We start from the raw sequence: 18,623 nt of genomic DNA, 5'->3' as shown, positions 1-18,623 counted from the left end.
GTGTTCGGTAAGCGTAGCGGAACAGACACCGATTTTCGGGCTCCCAAGCCCGGCGCCGTGTCGCCAGAGCCAGCCCCGGCTCCGGCGCCGACAGCGTCGCGCGCGCCGCCCCCGCCGGTGGTCGCCTCCCCCCCGCTCGCCCCCGCCCGGCCCGCCCCGGCCATGGAGACCCGCCGCTCGGACAATTACTACGAGGTCAAGGCGACTATCTTCGGCGCGCTGATCGAGGCCATCGACCTCGCCCAACTCGCCAAGCTCGACTCCGAGTCCGCGCGCGAGGAAATCCGCGACATCGTCAACGAGATCATCGCGATCAAGAACATCGTGATGTCGATCGCCGAGCAGGAAGAGCTGCTCGACGACATCTGCAACGACGTGCTCGGCTATGGCCCGCTCGAACCGCTTCTGGCGCGCGACGACATCGCCGACATCATGGTGAACGGGGCCGGCACGGTCTTCATCGAAGTCAGCGGCAAGATCCAGCGGACCGGAATCCGCTTCCGCGACAATCAGCAGCTTCTCAACATCTGCCAGCGCATCGTCAGCCAGGTCGGCCGGCGCGTCGACGAATCCTCGCCGATCTGCGACGCACGCCTCGCCGACGGCTCTCGCGTCAATGCCATTGTGCCGCCGCTGGCGATCGACGGCCCCGCACTCACCATCCGTAAGTTCAAGAAGGACAAGCTGACGCTGGATCAGCTGGTCAAGTTCGGCGCAATCTCGCCGGAAGGCGCGGAGATCCTCCAGATCATCGGGCGCGTTCGCTGCAACGTGCTGATCTCCGGTGGTACCGGCTCGGGCAAGACCACCCTGCTCAACTGTTTGACCAACTATATCGAGCACGACGAGCGCGTCATCACCTGCGAGGACGCGGCCGAGCTCCAGCTGCAGCAACCCCACGTGGTGCGCCTTGAAACCCGCCCGCCCAACATCGAGGGTGAGGGCCAGGTCACAATGCGCGAACTGGTGCGCAACTGCCTGCGTATGCGCCCCGAACGCATCATCGTCGGCGAAGTCCGCGGGCCGGAGGCCTTCGACCTCCTCCAGGCCATGAACACCGGCCATGACGGGTCGATGGGTACGCTGCACGCCAACAACCCCCGCGAAGCGCTGTCGCGTTGCGAATCCATGATCACGATGGGCGGCTTTTCCCTTCCTTCGCGGACAATTCGCGAGATGATCTGCGCCTCGATCGACGTCATCGTACAGGCCGCGCGCCTGCGCGACGGCTCCCGTCGCATCACCCACATCACCGAGGTGATGGGCATGGAAGGCGACACCATCATCACCCAGGACATCTTCCTCTACGACCTGGTCGGCGAGGACGCCAACGGCAAGATCATCGGCCAGCACCGCTCGACCGGCATCGGCCGCCCGAAATTCTGGGAACGTGCCCGCTATTACGGCGAGGAGAAGCGCCTTGCTGCTGCGCTCGACGCCGCGGAGAAGGCACCAAAGACGTGAGCAGGCTGGCGCAATCATGAACATTCAGGTCCTCGCCCTCGCGTTCCTCGCCACCGCCGCCGTCGGCGGCATCGCCTGGGTCTTCCTCTATCCCATGCTGTCAGGCGAGCGGAAGGCCGAGAGCCGCCGCGCTTCGATCGGGCGCGCCGACGCGCCCGCGGCCAAGCAGGCTGAGAAGAGTCAGCGCTCGCGCCGCGAGCAAGTCGAGAGCTCGCTCAAAGATCTCGAGGCGCGGCGAGCACAGGAAAAGAGCGTTCCGCTCCACATCCGCATTTCACAGGCGGGGCTCGACTGGACGACGCAGAAATTCTGGATCGTGTCCGGCGTCGTCGCGGGGGTGTTTTTCTTTGGCGCGCTGTTCGGTGGCGGCGGCTTGCTCGGCGCCGTCGGTCTCGCCTTTGCCGGCGGCTTCGGCCTGCCGCGCTGGGCGCTGGGCTTCCTGAAGAAGCGTCGCGAGAACAAGTTCCTGGTGGCCCTGCCCGACGCCGTCGACGTCATCGTCCGCGGCATCAAGGCCGGCCTGCCGCTGTTCGAATCGATCAAGGTCGTGGCAGCCGACGCGCCGGAGCCGCTGCGTAGCGAATTCCTGGCCATCATCGAGACGCAGGCGATCGGCATGCCGCTCGGCGAGGCCTGCTCGCGCCTTTACGACCGCATGCCGCTGCCCGAGGCCAATTTCTTCGGCATCGTGGTGTCGATCCAGCAAAAGTCGGGCGGCAACCTCTCCGAAGCGCTGGGCAACCTCTCCAAGGTGCTGCGTGACCGCAAGAAGATGAAGGAAAAGATCCAGGCGATGTCGATGGAAGCCAAGGCCTCGGCCGGCATCATCGGCTCGCTGCCGCCGATCGTGATGTTCCTCGTCTACCTCACGACGCCCGGCTACATCTCCCTGCTGTGGACCCATCCCACCGGTCAGCTCATGCTGGTCGGCTGCGTCGTCTGGATGTCGGTCGGCATCATGGTGATGAAGAAGATGATCAACTTCGATTTCTGATGGTGCCGCATGGTCGAGTTCCTCGTTACGAAACTGCATGACCCCCACTTCATGACCATGCTGCTGGCGGCCATCGCCGCCAGCGCCACCGTGTACACGCTGGTGATGCCGCTGTTCGCAGGCGAGGGCCTCTCCAAGCGGATGAAGGCGGTGGCAAGCGAACGCGAGCGCATCCGGCAGCGCGAGCGCGAGCGCCTCAACAAGAGCGAGAAGGTGTCCCTGCGCCAGACGCCGAAGCAGCTCGTCTCCAAGGTCGTCGAGGACTTCAACCTCACAAAATGGCTGGCGCAGGAAGCCGCGCGCGACAAGCTGATCATGGCCGGCTATCGCGGCCACGCACCTTACGTCACGTTCCTGTTCGCGCGTATGGTGGCCCCGATCGTGCTGTTCGTCGGCTCGGTCGTGTACGTGTTCCTGATCGCCCATATGGACCGCCCAATGCCGATCAAGATCGGCATCTGCGTCGGCGCGGCCTATCTCGGCCTGCAGGCGCCGATGCTGTTCCTCAAGAACGCGATCTCCAAGCGCCAGCTGTCGATCAAACGCGCCTTTCCCGATGCGCTCGACTTGCTGCTGATCTGTATCGAATCCGGCATGTCGGTGGAAATGGCATTCCGCAAGGTCGCCACCGAAATCGTCGGCCAGTCGATCGCACTGTCGGAGGAGTTCACCCTGACCACCGCCGAGCTGTCCTATCTGCAGGACCGCAAGGTGGCGTACGAAAACCTGGCGAAGCGCACCGGGCTCGAAGGCGTCAAATCGGTGTGTCTGGCGCTGCAGCAGGCGGAACGCTACGGCACCCCGCTCGGCCAATCCCTGCGCGTGATGGCGCAGGAAAACCGCGACATGCGCATGAACGAGGCCGAGAAGAAGGCCGCCGCGCTGCCGCCGAAGCTGACTGTGCCGATGATCCTGTTCTTCCTGCCGGTGCTGTTCGTCGTCATTCTCGGACCGACCGGCATCAAGATCTCCGAGCTGCACTGACACAGGGATTGCGGACCGCGCGCGGTCCGCAGCCAATTTCAGGATCGAAAAATCAGGTCTGATCAGTCGGGCTGGCTGAGCGCAGCGACCGGCGTCCGCCTCGATGCGCCGCGCGGGCCATCCTTGCGGTTCAGCATGTCCTTGAGATAGGCGACATTGGCGGCGGCCTCGTCCGGCGGCAAGTCCGCCTTCACGATGCTCTCGGCTTCAGCGAAGCGGCCCTGAAGGCCGACCACCAACCCCAGATTCTGCCGCACGCGCGAGCTTGCCCGCGGCGAAGCATAGGCTTGCCGCAGCGCCTCCTCGGCCTTGGGCAGGTCCCGCGACAGCATGTAGGACAGGCCAAGGTTGGAGAGCACGCCGGGATCGCCCGGCGCGATCTTCAGCGCGCTCGCATAATAGGCGCGCGCCTCATCGTGACGGCCCATCTGATCGAGCGCGGTGCCCTGCACCGAGAGCAGACGCCAGTCCGGATTATCGGGCGAATGCGCCTTCGACAACACGTCGAAGGCCTGCTGGAAATTACCGTTGTCGGCGAGCGCGCGGCCGTATAGGGCCAGCAGCGGCTTGTTGCCGGGATTGGCGATGGTCGCCTGTTCGAGCACGGCGGCGGCCTGGGCGCGCTGACCATTGGCGCGCAGGGCCTGGCCGTAGGCCAGTGCGGCGTCGGGATCCTTGGGATTGGCGCGGTACCGTTCGCCATAGACCTCGGTGGCGCGCGCGGGATCAACCGGCGCGGCTTCCGCCTTCGGACCGATCGAGCCGGTGACGTCGGAAAGTTTTGACATTGCCGTGCAGCCGCCGAGGCTCGCGGCCACCAGTGCAATCAGCGAGGCGGAGGCAAGAAGCCGGGCGGGACGGAACCGTTGACGCATGACGCTTTGACTCTCGAGCCTATTGATCGAGCCGAACGCGCCAGCAATAGACTGTTAACCCTAATGGCCGGTTAACGCGGGGATCGGCCGGCTTGCGGCGGCACCGCACCGCCCAAGCCCAGATCGAGGCCGAGCAGCTTGACCTGATCGTTCAGGTCCCGCAGCAATTGCAGCCGCTGCAGCGCCCTCGCATCAACATCGACCGTCTCACGCGGCAACCGCGGCCACCGGCGCGAGAGGTCGTCACGATTGACCAGGCGGTCGGCGCAAAGCTCGTCGCGCGCGGCGTGGTCGATGCCGAGCATGTCCGCGGATTGTCCGATCAACCGGCGGAGTAGCGCCCTCACCTCCGCCAGCGCCGCAACGTCGGGATTCGACGCCGCGTTGGCGAACCTGCCGTCAAGATCGGCCCAGGCATGGGAGGTGATGAGATAGATGTAGAGATTGTCCGCCCAGTTCTGCTCGCCATCGTCGTAGAACGCAGGGCGTGACAGCAACCGGCGGACCAGCGTCAGAACCTGATCTCGTTTCAACGACGCGCATGAGGCGATCTCGATCGATGACTGGATGGCGGGATCGCGGGACAGATCTCGCCCCATGGGAAGCCTGACGAGCCCATTCGGCAGATTCGAATCGAGCGGCCTGAAGCCGCCATGGCTGCGCAGCCGCGAATAGCGGGCGATTGTGAACTGATACCCGGGCCGCTCGGCCTCGGCTGTCGGACCAAAATGGATGATGTTGAAGCCGGCATCGTCGCCGCCCTGCCCGGTGGAGGACGGACAAGAGAGCACATAGATCGTGCGCCAGAAATCCTCACCGCCGCTCCGGGGCGCGCGTGGATCGGGAATCGAATAGCGACTGAGCCCCTCGACATGCCGGTGCCCATGCAGGACCAGGTTGACGTTGAGGGAGGTGGCCGCCTCGAGGAAGGTCGCGGGCGCGGCGAGATACATCAGCGGCTCGTCCGGAACGCCGAGAAACCGTTTGCCCTCGCCGGTCGCCTGCGGCAGCGGATGATGATGCAGCGCCAGCACACGCACCAGGTTTTCCGCGGGCTCGGAATAATCGGCACGTCTGGCCGAGCCGATGCTGCCTGCGAGCTCGACGCTCAGCCGGGCGGACTGCGCGACCATCGCATTGTAGGCCCGCTCGTCGATGTTGCCGTTGGCAAGCGTGGCCAGGCTTGCCCTGTTGGAGTCGAGCAGCACCAGGTCGAGACCGGCCTGGCGGTAATAGATGCTCTTCGAGGTCCGCGGCAGATGCAGATAGTCGTAGGCGTCGTGGCGGCCACTGCGCTGGCTCGGGCGCTTGACGTCGTGATTGCCGGCGACCGCCTGGATATCGGTGAACAGGCCGGTCTGCCGCAAGGACGCGATGACGGAGAGCGCTTCGTCGAGCGCAGGCGGAGTCGGATCGTTTACGATGTCTCCTGTGATCAGCAGGATGCGGTCAGGTACATCCGCGAAGGCCGCCATCCGCTCGCGCAGATCGGCGACGAGGGCCTCGATCGCCGAAAGCAGCCGGCCTGAGCCATCCAGATGCAGGTCGGAGATTTGCGCAACGACAAACGATCTATCCATTTTGCGCCGCTCGTCGCGAATGCTGCGTCGCCCAAACGATTGAGAGAAATGCCTTCGACAAAGAGTCCTGTCGGGTAACACCCCGGGATCGGCATCAGCCGAACTTCAACGCTCTCTTGCGCTGCATACGTGCAGAGACACGCTGCGCAACCTAAAAATATTCATCAATAATGCCACAACCGCGACGCCAGTAAAGCCCTGCGGCGACGCCCTCGTGAACGGCCGTTCTCGGCGGAGATACGTGCGTCGGCCGCAGATGGTTTCGCGAGCCGATCAGTATTCGATGGCGAGGCGCTTGCGGATTTCGTCGATGCGTTTGTCGAGCGCATCGAACCGCGCATGAATCGAACGGTCATGGAGATAAAAGACGTAGCCACCGGCCAGAAACGCAAAGACCCAGTGGTGATGCTCGACATAGCCAAAGATGGCCTCGATGGCCTGGCCGACGAATGTGACCACACTCCACACAAATTCCATTGCACGTCCTCCCGGCATGCTTCGTCTTGGTCACCGGCGTTTTCTGCGCGCTTGACAGCCCGCTTGGCAACCACGGCCAGAACCTAGCATGGCTCCTGCTCCGCGAGTAGCGGCTCACTGAGCGGTGACCGCAAAGCCGATTGCAGCCATGGCAAAACTCTGCGAAGTCTCCTCCAACCGAATGACCCAGCGGACCCGCCAATGCCTTCCGTCTTCGAGACATCTGCCACCGCTACGCCGATCACTTTCGTTACCCAATCGACTTGGCAGGCCGTGCGCGAGACGCTGCCGCCGGCACAACGCCAGTTCGCCACCGCGACCGCTTTCACCGCCAAGCCGGGCAGCTATCTTGCGCTGCCCGCGCCGGACGGTGCGATCGCGCAAGTGCTGTTCGGCCTCGAGGACGACGGCGCCAAATCGCGCGACCCGTTCCGGCCCGGCGCCCTGCCGGGCCTGCTGCCGCCGGGCACCTATCGCTTTGCCAACGCACCGCACGATACGCGGCTGGCGGCGCTCGCCTTCGCGCTCGGCAGCTACCGCTTTGCCCATTACCGCAAGGCCGACAGGCCCGACGTCCGGCTGGTGCCGCCTGACGGTGTCGATCCCGCCGAAATCAACCGCATGGCGGATGCCGCGATGCTGGCGCGCGATCTCATCAACACCCCGTCCAACGACATGGGGCCGGAGGAGCTGGCCGCAGCCGCGAAAGAGCTCGCGGCCGAATTCGGCGCGAGCTACGCCTGCACCATCGGCGAGGATCTGAAGACGAACTTTCCCCTGATTCACGCCGTCGGCATGGCCTCGAATCGCGCGCCGCGGCTGATCGACATCGTCTGGGGCGACCCTGATCATCCCAAGGTGACGCTGGTCGGCAAGGGCGTCTGCTTCGATACCGGCGGGCTCGATCTGAAGCCGTCGAGCGGCATGCTGATCATGAAGAAGGACATGGGGGGCGCTGCCAATGTCCTGGCGCTCGCGCGCATGGTGATGGATGCGAAGCTGAAGATCCGGCTGCGGGTGCTGATCCCGGCCGTGGAGAACGCCGTCGCCGGCAACGCCTTCCGCCCGCTCGACATCTTTACCTCGCGCAAGGGCATCACCGTCGAGATCGGCAATACCGACGCGGAAGGCCGGCTGGTGCTCGCCGACGCGCTGGCGCTGGCCGACGAGGAGACGCCCGAACTGCTGATCGATCTGGGCACGCTGACCGGCGCCGCCCGCGTCGCACTGGGGCCGGATTTACCGCCCTTTTACACCAATGATGAGACGCTGGCTGCCGACGTCGCGCGCTGCGCGGTGAAGGAGAACGATCCGTTGTGGCGCATGCCGCTGTGGCCGCCTTACGATGCGTGGCTGGACTCCAAGACGGCCACCATCACCAACGCACCATCCGGCGGCTTTGCCGGCTCGATCACCTGCGCGCTGTTCCTGCAACGCTTCGTCGAGCAGGCCGGCAGCTGGCTGCATGTCGACATCTATGGCTGGACGCCATCGGCCAAGCCGGCGCGGCCCGAGGGCGGCGAATGCCAGGCTGCCCGCGCCATCTACAAGGTGCTGAGCGAGCGCTATGCCTGATCCGAGATACGATCCGCGGCTGACACCGGCGCGGAGCGACCTCGCCGCGACATATCTCGAGGGCAAGGTGCAGGCCGACCGCTTCGTCACCGGCGAGGAATTCGAGGTGGTCGCGCCGATTGCGCCGGTGCGCGAACAGCCCTCCTCGAACGCGATGCTGATGACGGAGGCCCTGCGCGGCGAGCGGGTCACGGTCTACGACCGCAACGGCGAGGGCTGGGCCTGGGGCCAGCTCGGCGACGACGGCTATGTCGGCTGGCTGCCGGACGCCGCGCTGCTGAAGCCGGTGGCCGCACCGACGCACAAGGTCAGCGCGCTGCGGACGCTCGCCTTCCCCGGCCCCTCGATCAAGCTGCCACCGGCCGACACGCTGGTGCTGGGATCGAAGCTCACGATCACGCGCGAGGACGGCACATTCGCGGTCACCCGCGAGGGCACGTTCCTGCCGAAGGCCCATCTCGGGCCGCTCGACCATCGCGAGCCGGACTTCGTCGCGATCGCCGAGCGCTTCGTCGGCACGCCCTATCTCTGGGGCGGCAAGAGCAGCCTTGGCATTGATTGCTCGGGTCTCGTCCAGGTGTCGTTGACGGCTTCAGGCACCGGCTGTCCGCGCGACAGCGACATGCAGCAGGCCGGACTTGGCCGCGCGCTGGAGCCGCACGAGCGAAGCACGCTGCAACGTGGCGATCTGATCTTCTGGAAAGGCCACGTCGCCATCGTCCGCGACGGCGGCACCATGGTTCACGCCAACGCGCATCACATGGCCACCGTGATCGAGCCGATCGAGCCGGCCATTGCACGGATCAAGCAGGCGGGTAGCGAAATCGTCGCGGTCAAACGGCTCTAGCGGCACCTCGTGGGATGGGTGGAGCTCTGCGAAACCCATTGCTTACTCCACCCATCTCACCATCTGCTCCTCAGAACAGACGCAGATGCGGATTTTTCAGCAAACCACCGCCACCCAATTGAGGCGCGTTCTCAAAACGCGGCGGCAGCGGTGGTTCGAAGAACCGGCCGGGGGGACCGAAGTTCCAGACGTTGCCGCCGGCAACCTGCTCAAGTTCGCCCGCGGATAGCTCGCGCTTCGCCTGCGCGTCGACTTCAGAAAATGTCATCTCCGTCCTCCTGTCGCGATCGCGAGACCATCTCGCGACCGTGCGCACAGGATGCCGCAGCGATCGCGCTGCTGCCGTGATCGCAATCACGCTGGATCAGGTCGCGACCGCGCCGTTCCCGGCCGTCTCCAGGCGGAACGCCGCCGCGAACAGCGCGCGGGTGTAATCCGTCCTGGGATTTTTGAACAGCTCCGCTGCCTGGCCTTCCTCGACCACCTTGCCGCTGCGCATCACGATCAGATGGCTTGCGAGCGAGGCGACGACGCGCAGATCGTGCGAGATGAACATGTAGGTGAGATCGCGCTTGCGCTGAAGCTCGCGCAGCAGCTCCACCATCTGGGCCTGAAACAGCATGTCGAGTGCGCTCGTCGGCTCGTCCAGCACGACGAAGTCCGGCTCCAGCACCACCGCGCGCGCAATGCTGATGCGCTGGCGCTGGCCGCCGGAAAATTCATGCGGATAGCGAAAGCGCGTGTCCGGCTTCAGCCCGACATCCTCGAGCGCCTTGACGACGCGCGCCTCCCGCTCGTCACGCGACAGCTTTGGCTGATGCACGGAGAGGCCTTCGGCGATGATGTCGGCAATCGACATGCGCGGGCTGAGCGAGCCGAACGGGTCCTGGAACACGATCTGCATGTCGCGCCGGAACGGCCGCATCTCCTTGAAGCGCAGACCCTGGATGTCCTTGCCCAGAAATACGATGCGACCGTTCGACGAGATCAGCCGCAGCAATGCCAGCCCCAGCGTGGTCTTGCCCGACCCGGATTCGCCGACGACGCCGAGCGTCTCGCCCTTGCGCACGGCGACGCTCACGCCGTCGACCGCCTTGATGTGGCCGACCGTCTTGCGCATCAGGCCGCGCCTGATCGGAAACCACACCTTCAGGTCGTCGGCCGACATCACCACCGGCGCATTCGGCTGCGGCGGCGCCGGATCCGGCTTCGGCTCGGCTGCAAGCAGATCGCGCGTATAGGGATGCTTCGGGGTCTTGAAGACCTGCTCGACCGGCCCCTGCTCGACGATCTCGCCGCCCTTCATGACGCAGACGGTGTCGGCGATGCGGCGCACGATGCCGAGATCATGGGTGATGAAGAGCAGGCTCATGCCGAGCCGAGCGCGGATCTCGGCGAGCAGCGCCAGGATCTGCGCCTGCACCGTGACGTCGAGCGCCGTGGTCGGCTCGTCCGCGATCAGCAGATCCGGCTCGTTGGCGAGCGCCATCGCGATCATCACGCGCTGGCGCTGGCCGCCCGAGAGCTGATGCGGATAGCTCTTGAGCCGGGTCTCCGGCTCGGGAATGCCGACCTGCGTCAGCAGCTCGAGCGTCCGCTGGCGCGCCTGCGCATGGCTGGTGGGATTATGCAGCTGGATGATCTCGCCGATCTGCGCCTCGATCGTGTGCAGCGGATTGAGGGATGTCATCGGCTCCTGGAAGATGATGGAGATATCGCTGCCGCGAATCTCCCGCATCTGCTGCTCGCTCTGATCAATCAGCTCCTGCCCCTTGAAGCGGATGCTGCCCGAGGGATGCGAGGCATTCGGATAGGGCAGCAGCTTCAGGATCGAGAGCGCGCTGACGGACTTGCCGGAGCCGGATTCGCCGACCAGCGCGACGCACTCGCCGCGCTTGATCTGGAACGAGACCTTGTCGACCGCAAGCGTCGTGCTGCCGCCCTGGTGGAAGGCCACCGAGAGGTTACGCACGGCGAGCAGGGGCTGGTTGATCGCGTCCATCACGCCCTCACTTGAACGTCTTGCGCGGATCAAAGGCGTCGCGCACGGCTTCGCCGATGAAGATCAGGAGCGACAGCATGATCGCGACCGAGAAGAAGCCGGTGAAGCCGAGCCACGGTGCCTGCACGTTGGATTTGCCCTGCGACAGCAGCTCGCCAAGCGACGGCGAGCCGGGCGGCAGGCCGAAGCCGAGGAAGTCCAGCGCCGTCAGCGTCATCACCGAGCTCGAGACGATGAATGGCAGGAATGTCATGGTCGCGACCATCGCATTCGGCAACAGATGCCGGAACATGATCACTTTATTCGACACGCCCAGCGCCCGCGCCGCCTGGATGTACTCGAAATTGCGACCGCGCAGGAACTCCGCGCGCACGAGGCCGACCAGCGACACCCAGGAGAACAGCAGCAATATCCCGAGCAGCACGAAGAAGCCGGGCACCAGCACCGACGACAGGATCAGTAGCAGATAGAGCGAGGGGATCGCGGTCCATATCTCGATGAAGCGCTGGAACGTGAGATCGATCCAGCCACCGAAATAGCCCTGGATACCGCCTGCGGCGACGCCGACGATCGAGGAGACGATGGTGAGGCAGAGACCGAACAGCACCGAGATACGGAAGCCGTAGATCAGCCGCGCCACCACGTCGCGGCCCTGATCGTCGGTGCCGAGCCAGTTATATTCGAGGTCGCGGCAACTCTTCAGACCCTTCTTCTCGACCACCGGCTTGCACTGCGCTTCCGTCAGCATCCAGGTCGGCGGCGACGGCGCCGGCGTCGGCAAATCGAGATTGTGGGTGTCGTAGGAGTAGCGGATCAGCGGCCAGACGATGCTGCCGCCCTTGTCCTTGATCAGCTTCTGCAAGTACGGATCGCGGTAGTCGGCCGCGGTCTCAAAATCACCGCCGAAGGTCGTCTCCGAATAGGTCACGAAGGCCGGCCAGTAGAGATGACCGTCATATTTGATCAGGAACGGCCGGTCGTTGGCAATCAGCTCGGCAAACAGCGAGACCACGAACAGGACCATGAAGATCCAGAACGACCAGTAGCCGCGCCGGTTCGCCCTGAAGTTCTCCCAGCGCCGCCTATTCAGCGGCGACGGTGCGAACGGCTTGCGCGTGATCGGCACGGCCGCGCCAAGCGGCGTCTTGGCCGACGTCTCAATCGGGGTCGGGGCGGTCAGCGTCATCAGACCTCCCTCGCCTCGAAATCGATCCGCGGATCGATCCACATGTAAGTCAGATCCGAGATCAGGTTGACCACAAGACCGACCAGCGAAAAGATGTAGAGCGTGCCGAACACCACGGGATAATCGCGGTTCAGCACGCTTTCGAAACTGAGCAGCCCGAGCCCGTCGAGCGAGAAAATCGTCTCGATCAGCAGCGAGCCGGAAAAGAAGGCGTGGATGAAGGCGCCCGGGAAGCCCGCGATCACGATCAGCATCGCGTTGCGGAAGATGTGACCGTAGAGCACCTGGCTTTCACTACACCCTTTCGCGCGCGCGGTCATGACGTATTGCTTGCGGATCTCGTCCAGGAACGAATTCTTGGTGAGCAGCGTCATCGTGGCGAATGCGCTCAGCCCCATCGACAGCAGCGGCAAGGTCAGGTGCCAGAAATAGTCGATGATCTTCCAGTACCAGGGGAATTGCGACCAGCCGTCCGAGGTCAGGCCGCGCAGCGGGAACAGGTTGAAGAACGAGCCGCCGGCGAACAGGATGATCAGCAGGATCGCGAACAGGAAGCCTGGAATCGCGAAGCCGATGATGATGATCGCCGAAGTCCAGGTGTCGAAGCGCGTACCGTCCTTGACGGCCTTGCGGATGCCGAGCGGGATCGAGATCAGATAGGTGATCAGCGTCAGCCAGATGCCGAGCGAGATCGAGACCGGCAGCTTCTCCTTGATCAACTGGATCACGCTGACATCGCGGAAATAGCTCTTGCCGAAATCGAAGCGCGCAAAATTCCACACCATCAGAGCGAAACGCTCCGGCGCCGGCTTGTCGAAGCCGAACTGAGCCTCGAGCTTCTTGATGAAGTCGGGGTCGAGGCCCTGAGCGCCGCGATATTTCGAGTTGACGGCATCTCCACCGGCGCCCAGCTGCCCCGGCGCGCGTTGCGCAAAGTCGCCGCCGCCCGAGATGCGGGAGCTACCGCCGGTGTCGGCGCCCGAAAGCTGCGCGATCACGCGCTCGACCGGACCGCCCGGCGCGAATTGCACGACCACGAAGGAGACAAAGAGGATTCCGAGCAGCGTCGGAATCATCAGGAGAATACGGCGGGCGATATAGGCGCTCATGTCATTTCGCCTGCTCGAGCTTGGCCGCCTTCGCGCGGTCGTACCACCAGTTTTCCGGAGCGCCGACGCCTTGCGCGTATTTGGGGGGCTTTTCGGGATGGCTGAACTGGTCCCAATAGGCGACCCGATGGAAGTTCGCATACCATTGCGGCACCCAATAGCGCCCGGCGCGGAACACGCGGTCAAACGCCCGGCAAGCCGTGGTCAGCTCCGCCCGGGTCTGGGCTGCGATGATCTTGTCGATCAGCGCGTCGATGATCGGATCGGAGATACCAGCGAGATTGTACGACCCCTTGGTTTTTGCCGTCTGGGAGGAGAAGAACGCCCGCATGGCATCGCCTGGCGTCGCCGACATCGAGAACCGTTCGATCGTCATGTCGAAATCGAAATCCTCCAGTCGGGCGCGGTACTGCACCGCGTCGACCAGCCGGAATGTCGCATCGATGCCGAGCGTCGCAAGGTTCTTCAAGTACGGCCCGTGATGCGGCTGGATCGACTGCTCGTCGTTGAGGAACTCGATGGTGAAGGGCTCGCCATTCGGCAGCACCCGCTTGCGCTCCTTGACGAGGTAGCCGGCTTCATTGAGCAGCTCGCCCGCCTTTCGCAGCAGGCCGCGGTCCTGTCCCGAGCCATCCGACACCGGCGGCACGAAAGGCTGACCGAACACTTCATCGGGCACCTTGCCGCGGAAGGGTTCCAGCAGCACAAGTTCCTCAGGCGAAGGCGGGCCTGATACCATCATGTCGGAGTTCTGGAACGGCGAGCGCGTGCGCGCATAGGCGCCGTACATGATCGACTTGTTGGTCCACTCGAAATCGAAAGCATAGATCAGCGCCTCACGCACGCGCGGATCCCTGAATTTGTCGCGGCGCGTGTTGATGAACCAGCCCTGCGCGCCTGACGGGGTCTCATCCGGCAGTTGCTCTTGCTTGACGCGCCCGTCCTTCACTGCCGGGAAATCGTAACGCGTGGCCCAGATGCGGGATGTGAGCTCCTCGCGGAACAAATAGTTCTTGCCAGTGAACCCCTCGAACGCAACGTCGCGGTCGCGGTAGAATTCGTAGCGCACCGTATCGAAATTGTAGCTGCCGCGGCAGACCGGCAGATCGGCGCCCCACCAGTCCTTGACGCGGTCGTATTCGATGTACCGGTTGACCTCGAATTTGCCGACCTTGTACGGACCAGAGCCCAGCGGCGTATCGAGCGTCGATTCATCAAAGGCGCGCGTGGCGTAATATGCCTTCGAGAAAATCGGCAGGCTCGCGACATAGAGCGGAACGTCGCGTGCGCGGTTGGGCGCGAAGGTGACGACCACGGTGGAATCGTCGAGCGCCTCGGCCTTCACGAAATCGCGGAGCTGCACGACGATCAGGGGATGCCCCTTCTCCTTCAGCGCGGTCAGCGAGAAGGCGACATCATGCGCCGTGAGCCTGGAGCCATCGTGAAAACGAGCCTCGGATCGGATCGTGAAGGCGTAGGACAGCTTGTCCGGCGAGAACCGCACCGATCTTGCCGCAAGCCCATACATCGCGTCGGGCTCGTCATTGGCTCGCCCCATCAACGACGCGAAGGTCATATCCATGCCCTGCGCGCCCTCGCCCTTCAGGATATAGGCATTGAGCGAAGAGAACGTGAAATAGGACTGGTTATAGGCGCGGACCGACGGGATCAGCGAAAACGCGCCGCCCTTCGGCGCGTCAACATTGACGTAGTCGAAATGGTTGAAGTCGACCGGGTATTTGAGATCGCCAAATGCCGACATGCCGTGGGCTTCGGCCGCCGCCTCGGACGCTCGCGCACCGCGCAATAGCGGCGCGCTCAGGGCGCCTGCACCTAGGGCCAGCACATGCCGGCGTGAAAGCTGCGCCATGCGCAATTGCTTCCTCAAGAGCGTTTTCCGATGCGTGCCGCCTTTTCAGCGTCATACCACCATAGCGTCGGCAGGCCGGACCGACCGTATTTCGGCAGCGGATCGGCGTGGCCAAAGCGGTCCCAGCGGGCGTAGCGCGAGAAGCCGTAGGTGAATTGCGGCACGAGATAGAAATTCCACAGCAGCACACGATCGAGCGCGCGGGTCGCGGCGACCAGCTCGCCCCGGTCCTTGGCGTAGATCACCTTCTCGATCAGCGCGTCGATCGCGGGATTCTTGATGCCAATGGTGTTGCGTGCACCCGGCATGGCGGCAGCCTGCGAGCCCCAGAACTCGCGCTGCTCGTTGCCCGGCGAAAGCGACTCGCCCCATTGATCGATGATCATGTCAAAGTCGAAGCTGCGCAGCCGGTTCTGGTATTGCGCATCGTCGACGACACGAATCGAGGTGCCGACGCCAATGCGCTCCAGCGACGGCTTGTAGAACAGCGCGATACGCTCGGACGACGGATCCTGTACCAGGATCTCGACCGAGAGCGGCTTGCCGGAGGCATCGACCAGCTTGTGGTCTTTGACCTCGAAGCCGGCTTCCTTCAGGAGCTTTGCCGCCTCGCGCAGATTGGCACGCACGGCTTCAGGATTGCCGCCGACGGGATTCTGGTAGGCCGTCGTGAAGACCTCCGGCGGCACCTTGTCCTTCACGGCTTGAAGGATCTCCAGCTCCTGGCCCTGCGGCAGTCCGGAGGAAGCAAGATCGGTCCCCTCGAAATAGCTGCCGATGCGCTTGTACTGGCCGTAGAAGAGCTGCTTGTTCATCTCCTCGAAGTCGAAGGCGTAATTGAAGGCGCGGCGCAGCCGTGCGTCCTTGAACTGATCGCGCCGGATGTTGAAGACGAAGGCCTGCATGCGGCCGGAATCGTTGATCGGGAATTCTTCCTTGAGCACCCGCTTGTCCGCGACCGCGGGGAAGTCGTAGGCCGTCGCCCACTGCTTGGCGGAGTTCTCTGCGATCCAGTCGGCCTGGTCGGCCTTGAACGCCTCGAGCGCGACGAGGTTGTCCCGGAAGAACTCGAAGCGCAGCTCATCGAAATTGTTGGTGCCGATCTGGCTCGGGACGTTGGCCCCCCAATAATCCTTCACCCGCTCGAGCTTGATCGAGCGTCCGGCTACGAACTCCTTGATCTTGTAGGGACCCGAGCCGAGCGGCGGCTCCAGCGTGGTCGCACTGACATCGCGCTTGCGGCCTTGCGCATCGGTGCCTTCCCACCAGTGCTTCGGCAGCACCGTCAACTCGCCCACGATGGTCGGCAATTCACGGTTGCCCGGCGCGTCGAAGGTGAACCTGACGTCGCTCTCACCGACCTTTTCCGCCTTCACCACATGACGGTAGTAGGAGGCGTACATCGGCGACTGCTTCTTGAGCGTCTCGAGCGAAAAGATCACGTCCTCCGGGGTCACCGGCTTGCCGTCGTGCCAACGCGCCTCTTTCCGCAGGCGATAGGTCACCCAGGAAAAATCGTCCGGATGCTGCGCCGATTCGGCGAGCTCGCCATATTCGGTGGCGACCTCGTCTTGGGCGCGCGTCATCAGCGTTTCGTAGATCAGCGCCGCAGCCGGCGCGAGCGAGCCCTTGATGCCGGCGACCGCAATGTTGAAATTGTCGAAAGTGCCGAGCGAAATCAGGCGCGCCACGCCGCCCTTGGGCGCATCCGGATTGACGTAATCGAAGCGCTTGAAGCCGGCCGGGTATTTGATGTCGCCGAACAGCGACAGCGCATGGCGCCAGGGCAGTTCGCCGGCCGATTGCGCCTCTGCCGTCCCGACGACGGGAACACCCGCTACGGAGCCGAGGGCGGGAAGCGCGGCAGCGGCCGCGCCGGTGAGCAAGAGATCGCGTCGGGTAATGGCCAAATCAACATCCCTGTCTTGAAGGAGGCTACTCCTTTAAGTTCCCAATATAGGCGAGGTTTCGACGGAATATGTTGCTTTTTCCTCATCTTGAAAGGCCGGACGGCCTATCGGATGCGGCCAAACGCCCCGATAACAACGCCGCGAGGCGCGGATATGGAAACGGCCAGGCTTTGAGGCCTGGCCGCATATCCAAGATGATGTACCGATGAGCCTTATTTCGCCGCGGTGGGCAGCGGCTTCGGGCTGTCGGAGAGGCTGTTCAGGTAGGCGATGACGTCGGCGCGCTCCGAGTCCTTCGGGATGCCGGCGAAGCCCATCGCGGTGCCGGGAACGGCGGCCTTGGGATTGGCGATGAACTTGTTGAGCGCGTCGAAGTCCCAGGCGCCGCCCTTGCCCTTCATCGCGGCCGAGAAATTGAAACCACCGCGGCCTTCGCCGACATGGTCACCGACGATGCCGTAGAGATTCGGACCGACGCGATTCGGGCCACCCTTCTCGAAGGTGTGGCATGCGCCGCACTTCTTGGCGGCGGAAGCGCCCTTCTCGACGGAGGCGGTCTGGAGCAGCTTTTCGATCGGCTCGGACGCCGCTGCGGCAGCGCCTGCGCCGCCCTTGTCACCAGCCTCTTCCTTCACGGCGATCTCGAAGCCCGGCTTTTCCGGCATCTTGGGTGAGAACAGCGCACTCGCGGTGAAGCTCGTGACCAGCAGGATGAGACAGGTACCGAGCACGGCACCGAGAATCTTGTTGAGTTCGAAAGAGTCCATTTCCGGCTAGGCCCCACACCGCAAGAAGGAAAAGCGGCCGGGCGGCCGCCAGGACGAGCCTCGGGAGAATCAAACGTTCCTTATTGTTTCCCCGAGTTTTGCCATTGAGATATCGGTTTGCCCGGGGTCTGGCAACCCGTATAAGCGGTCCCGCTTTCAGCCCGTCCCCACTCTATTTCTCGATGCGGAAAACGCCCGTTTCCAGGCCCTTGAACCCAGTCGCTTGAACCAATGACCGATCCTCGCATCCTGGTGCTGATCCCGGCCCGCATGGCCGCCACCCGCCTGCCCGGCAAGCCGCTCGCCGACATCGCGGGCCTGCCGATGATCGTGCACGTGATGCGGCGGGCAGAGGCCGCCCGTATCGGCCGCGTTGCGGTGGCAACCGATACGGCGGAAATCGCGGCGGTCGTGACCGCCCATGGCGGCGAGGCCGTGATGACCCGCCCGGAGCATCCCTCCGGCTCCGACCGCATCCACGAGGCCATGCAGAAGCTCGATCCGGCGGGAAAAGCCGAGATCGTGGTGAATCTCCAGGGCGATTTCCCCACGATCACGGTCGACAACATTCGCGAGGTGCTGCCGCCGCTGGAAGACCCGGCCGTGGACATCGCCACACTGGCGTCACAGATCCACACCGAGGAGGAGGACCTTGCCCCAAGCGTCGTGAAGGCGATCGGAACCTCGCTCGGTGGCCGGCGCATGCGCGCACTTTATTTCACCCGCGCAACCGCGCCGACCGGCGACGGACCGCGTTACCACCATATCGGCCTCTACGCCTATCGCCGCGCTGCGCTGGAGCGCTATGTCTCCCTGCCGCCCTCGCCGCTGGAATTGCAGGAGAAGCTCGAGCAGCTCCGCGCCCTGGAGGCCGGGATGCGCATCGACTTCACCATCGTCGACACCGTCCCCCGCGGGGTCGACACGCCGGCGGACCTCGAGACCGCCCGCGGCATCCTTTCCAAATCCTGAGCCGCTGCTAC

General features: G+C 64.1%; 16 protein-coding genes. 6 read left to right on the top strand and 10 right to left on the bottom strand.

The window, feature by feature from the left end; translation table 11 throughout:
* The 3 genes from ACWAT4_RS05430 to ACWAT4_RS05420 are packed head-to-tail and all read left to right on the top strand — an operon-like array spanning nt 1 to nt 3,442.
* Entirely contained in the window at nt 1-1,464 is a 1,464-nt protein-coding gene (locus ACWAT4_RS05430; protein ID WP_212298384.1) for a CpaF family protein, read from the top strand.
* Between the two features lie 16 nt (nt 1,465-1,480).
* Entirely contained in the window at nt 1,481-2,458 is a 978-nt protein-coding gene (locus ACWAT4_RS05425) for a type II secretion system F family protein (RefSeq protein ID WP_212298385.1), read from the top strand.
* Nucleotides 2,459-2,467: 9 nt separating this feature from the next.
* Nucleotides 2,468-3,442 carry a type II secretion system F family protein gene (locus tag ACWAT4_RS05420; RefSeq protein WP_212298386.1) on the top strand — a complete coding sequence of 325 codons (975 nt, stop codon included), beginning with the start codon at nt 2,468-2,470 and terminating at the stop codon, nt 3,440-3,442.
* Between the two features lie 62 nt (nt 3,443-3,504).
* On the opposite strand, the gene ACWAT4_RS05415 is transcribed toward ACWAT4_RS05420, so the two are convergent.
* From ACWAT4_RS05415 to ACWAT4_RS05405, 3 genes are all read right to left on the bottom strand, one after another.
* Entirely contained in the window at nt 3,505-4,317 is an 813-nt protein-coding gene (locus ACWAT4_RS05415; RefSeq protein WP_212298387.1) for a tetratricopeptide repeat protein, read from the bottom strand.
* Between the two features lie 71 nt (nt 4,318-4,388).
* A complete protein-coding gene (locus ACWAT4_RS05410) occupies nt 4,389-5,897 on the bottom strand; it encodes a metallophosphoesterase family protein (RefSeq protein ID WP_449729995.1) in 1,509 nt (502 codons plus the stop codon).
* A 273-nt stretch (nt 5,898-6,170) separates the two neighbouring features.
* A complete protein-coding gene (locus ACWAT4_RS05405) occupies nt 6,171-6,374 on the bottom strand; it encodes a hypothetical protein (protein WP_212298389.1) in 204 nt (67 codons plus the stop codon).
* Between the two features lie 201 nt (nt 6,375-6,575).
* On the opposite strand from ACWAT4_RS05405, the gene ACWAT4_RS05400 reads away from it, so the two are divergent.
* Together ACWAT4_RS05400 and ACWAT4_RS05395 are read left to right on the top strand one after the other, a co-directional pair.
* Complete coding sequence (locus ACWAT4_RS05400) at nt 6,576-7,949, top strand: leucyl aminopeptidase family protein (RefSeq protein WP_449729994.1); 1,374 nt, start codon at nt 6,576-6,578, stop codon at nt 7,947-7,949.
* Nucleotides 7,942-8,796, top strand: a complete 855-nt coding sequence (locus ACWAT4_RS05395; RefSeq protein ID WP_449729993.1) for a C40 family peptidase — start codon at nt 7,942-7,944, stop codon at nt 8,794-8,796. The genes ACWAT4_RS05400 and ACWAT4_RS05395 overlap by 8 nt, the downstream gene beginning before the upstream one ends.
* Before the next feature lie 70 nt (nt 8,797-8,866).
* On the opposite strand, the gene ACWAT4_RS05390 is transcribed toward ACWAT4_RS05395, so the two are convergent.
* The 7 genes from ACWAT4_RS05390 to ACWAT4_RS05360 form a co-directional block, all read right to left on the bottom strand.
* Nucleotides 8,867-9,064 carry a hypothetical protein gene (locus tag ACWAT4_RS05390; RefSeq protein WP_212298392.1) on the bottom strand — a complete coding sequence of 66 codons (198 nt, stop codon included), beginning with the start codon at nt 9,062-9,064 and terminating at the stop codon, nt 8,867-8,869.
* A 96-nt stretch (nt 9,065-9,160) separates the two neighbouring features.
* Nucleotides 9,161-10,798 (bottom strand): ABC transporter ATP-binding protein, encoded by a 1,638-nt coding sequence (locus ACWAT4_RS05385; RefSeq protein ID WP_449729992.1) that lies wholly within the window; start codon nt 10,796-10,798, stop codon nt 9,161-9,163.
* Nucleotides 10,799-10,805: 7 nt separating this feature from the next.
* Entirely contained in the window at nt 10,806-11,984 is a 1,179-nt protein-coding gene (locus tag ACWAT4_RS05380; protein WP_449729991.1) for an ABC transporter permease, read from the bottom strand.
* A complete protein-coding gene (locus tag ACWAT4_RS05375; protein WP_212298395.1) occupies nt 11,984-13,093 on the bottom strand; it encodes a microcin C ABC transporter permease YejB in 1,110 nt (369 codons plus the stop codon). The genes ACWAT4_RS05380 and ACWAT4_RS05375 overlap by 1 nt, the downstream gene beginning before the upstream one ends.
* Before the next feature lies 1 nt (nt 13,094).
* Nucleotides 13,095-14,963 (bottom strand): extracellular solute-binding protein, encoded by a 1,869-nt coding sequence (locus ACWAT4_RS05370; RefSeq protein ID WP_449729990.1) that lies wholly within the window; start codon nt 14,961-14,963, stop codon nt 13,095-13,097.
* Nucleotides 14,964-14,977: 14 nt separating this feature from the next.
* Nucleotides 14,978-16,873 carry an extracellular solute-binding protein gene (locus tag ACWAT4_RS05365; RefSeq protein WP_212298397.1) on the bottom strand — a complete coding sequence of 632 codons (1,896 nt, stop codon included), beginning with the start codon at nt 16,871-16,873 and terminating at the stop codon, nt 14,978-14,980.
* Nucleotides 16,874-17,085: 212 nt separating this feature from the next.
* Nucleotides 17,086-17,640 (bottom strand): c-type cytochrome, encoded by a 555-nt coding sequence (locus ACWAT4_RS05360; RefSeq protein ID WP_212298398.1) that lies wholly within the window; start codon nt 17,638-17,640, stop codon nt 17,086-17,088.
* A 231-nt stretch (nt 17,641-17,871) separates the two neighbouring features.
* Here ACWAT4_RS05360 and ACWAT4_RS05355 point away from each other — a divergent pair, with 231 nt between their 5' ends.
* A complete protein-coding gene (locus tag ACWAT4_RS05355) occupies nt 17,872-18,612 on the top strand; it encodes a 3-deoxy-manno-octulosonate cytidylyltransferase (RefSeq protein ID WP_212298399.1) in 741 nt (246 codons plus the stop codon).
* The last annotated feature ends 11 nt before the right edge of the window (nt 18,613-18,623 follow it).

The sequence above is a fragment of the Bradyrhizobium sp. T-1 genome, assembly GCF_053592855.1.
This window is presented reverse-complemented; position numbering and strand designations above follow the sequence as displayed.

Coding starts and splice junctions, on each gene's coding strand:
- ACWAT4_RS05425 (WP_212298385.1), top strand. CDS start 1,481: ATGAACATTCAGGTCCTCGCCCTCGCGTTCCTCGCCACCGCCGCCGTC.
- ACWAT4_RS05420 (WP_212298386.1), top strand. CDS start 2,468: ATGGTCGAGTTCCTCGTTACGAAACTGCATGACCCCCACTTCATGACC.
- ACWAT4_RS05415 (WP_212298387.1), bottom strand. CDS start 4,317: ATGCGTCAACGGTTCCGTCCCGCCCGGCTTCTTGCCTCCGCCTCGCTG.
- ACWAT4_RS05410 (WP_449729995.1), bottom strand. CDS start 5,897: ATGGATAGATCGTTTGTCGTTGCGCAAATCTCCGACCTGCATCTGGAT.
- ACWAT4_RS05405 (WP_212298389.1), bottom strand. CDS start 6,374: ATGGAATTTGTGTGGAGTGTGGTCACATTCGTCGGCCAGGCCATCGAG.
- ACWAT4_RS05400 (WP_449729994.1), top strand. CDS start 6,576: ATGCCTTCCGTCTTCGAGACATCTGCCACCGCTACGCCGATCACTTTC.
- ACWAT4_RS05395 (WP_449729993.1), top strand. CDS start 7,942: ATGCCTGATCCGAGATACGATCCGCGGCTGACACCGGCGCGGAGCGAC.
- ACWAT4_RS05390 (WP_212298392.1), bottom strand. CDS start 9,064: ATGACATTTTCTGAAGTCGACGCGCAGGCGAAGCGCGAGCTATCCGCG.
- ACWAT4_RS05385 (WP_449729992.1), bottom strand. CDS start 10,798: ATGGACGCGATCAACCAGCCCCTGCTCGCCGTGCGTAACCTCTCGGTG.
- ACWAT4_RS05380 (WP_449729991.1), bottom strand. CDS start 11,984: ATGACGCTGACCGCCCCGACCCCGATTGAGACGTCGGCCAAGACGCCG.
- ACWAT4_RS05375 (WP_212298395.1), bottom strand. CDS start 13,093: ATGAGCGCCTATATCGCCCGCCGTATTCTCCTGATGATTCCGACGCTG.
- ACWAT4_RS05370 (WP_449729990.1), bottom strand. CDS start 14,963: ATGGCGCAGCTTTCACGCCGGCATGTGCTGGCCCTAGGTGCAGGCGCC.
- ACWAT4_RS05360 (WP_212298398.1), bottom strand. CDS start 17,640: ATGGACTCTTTCGAACTCAACAAGATTCTCGGTGCCGTGCTCGGTACC.
- ACWAT4_RS05355 (WP_212298399.1), top strand. CDS start 17,872: ATGACCGATCCTCGCATCCTGGTGCTGATCCCGGCCCGCATGGCCGCC.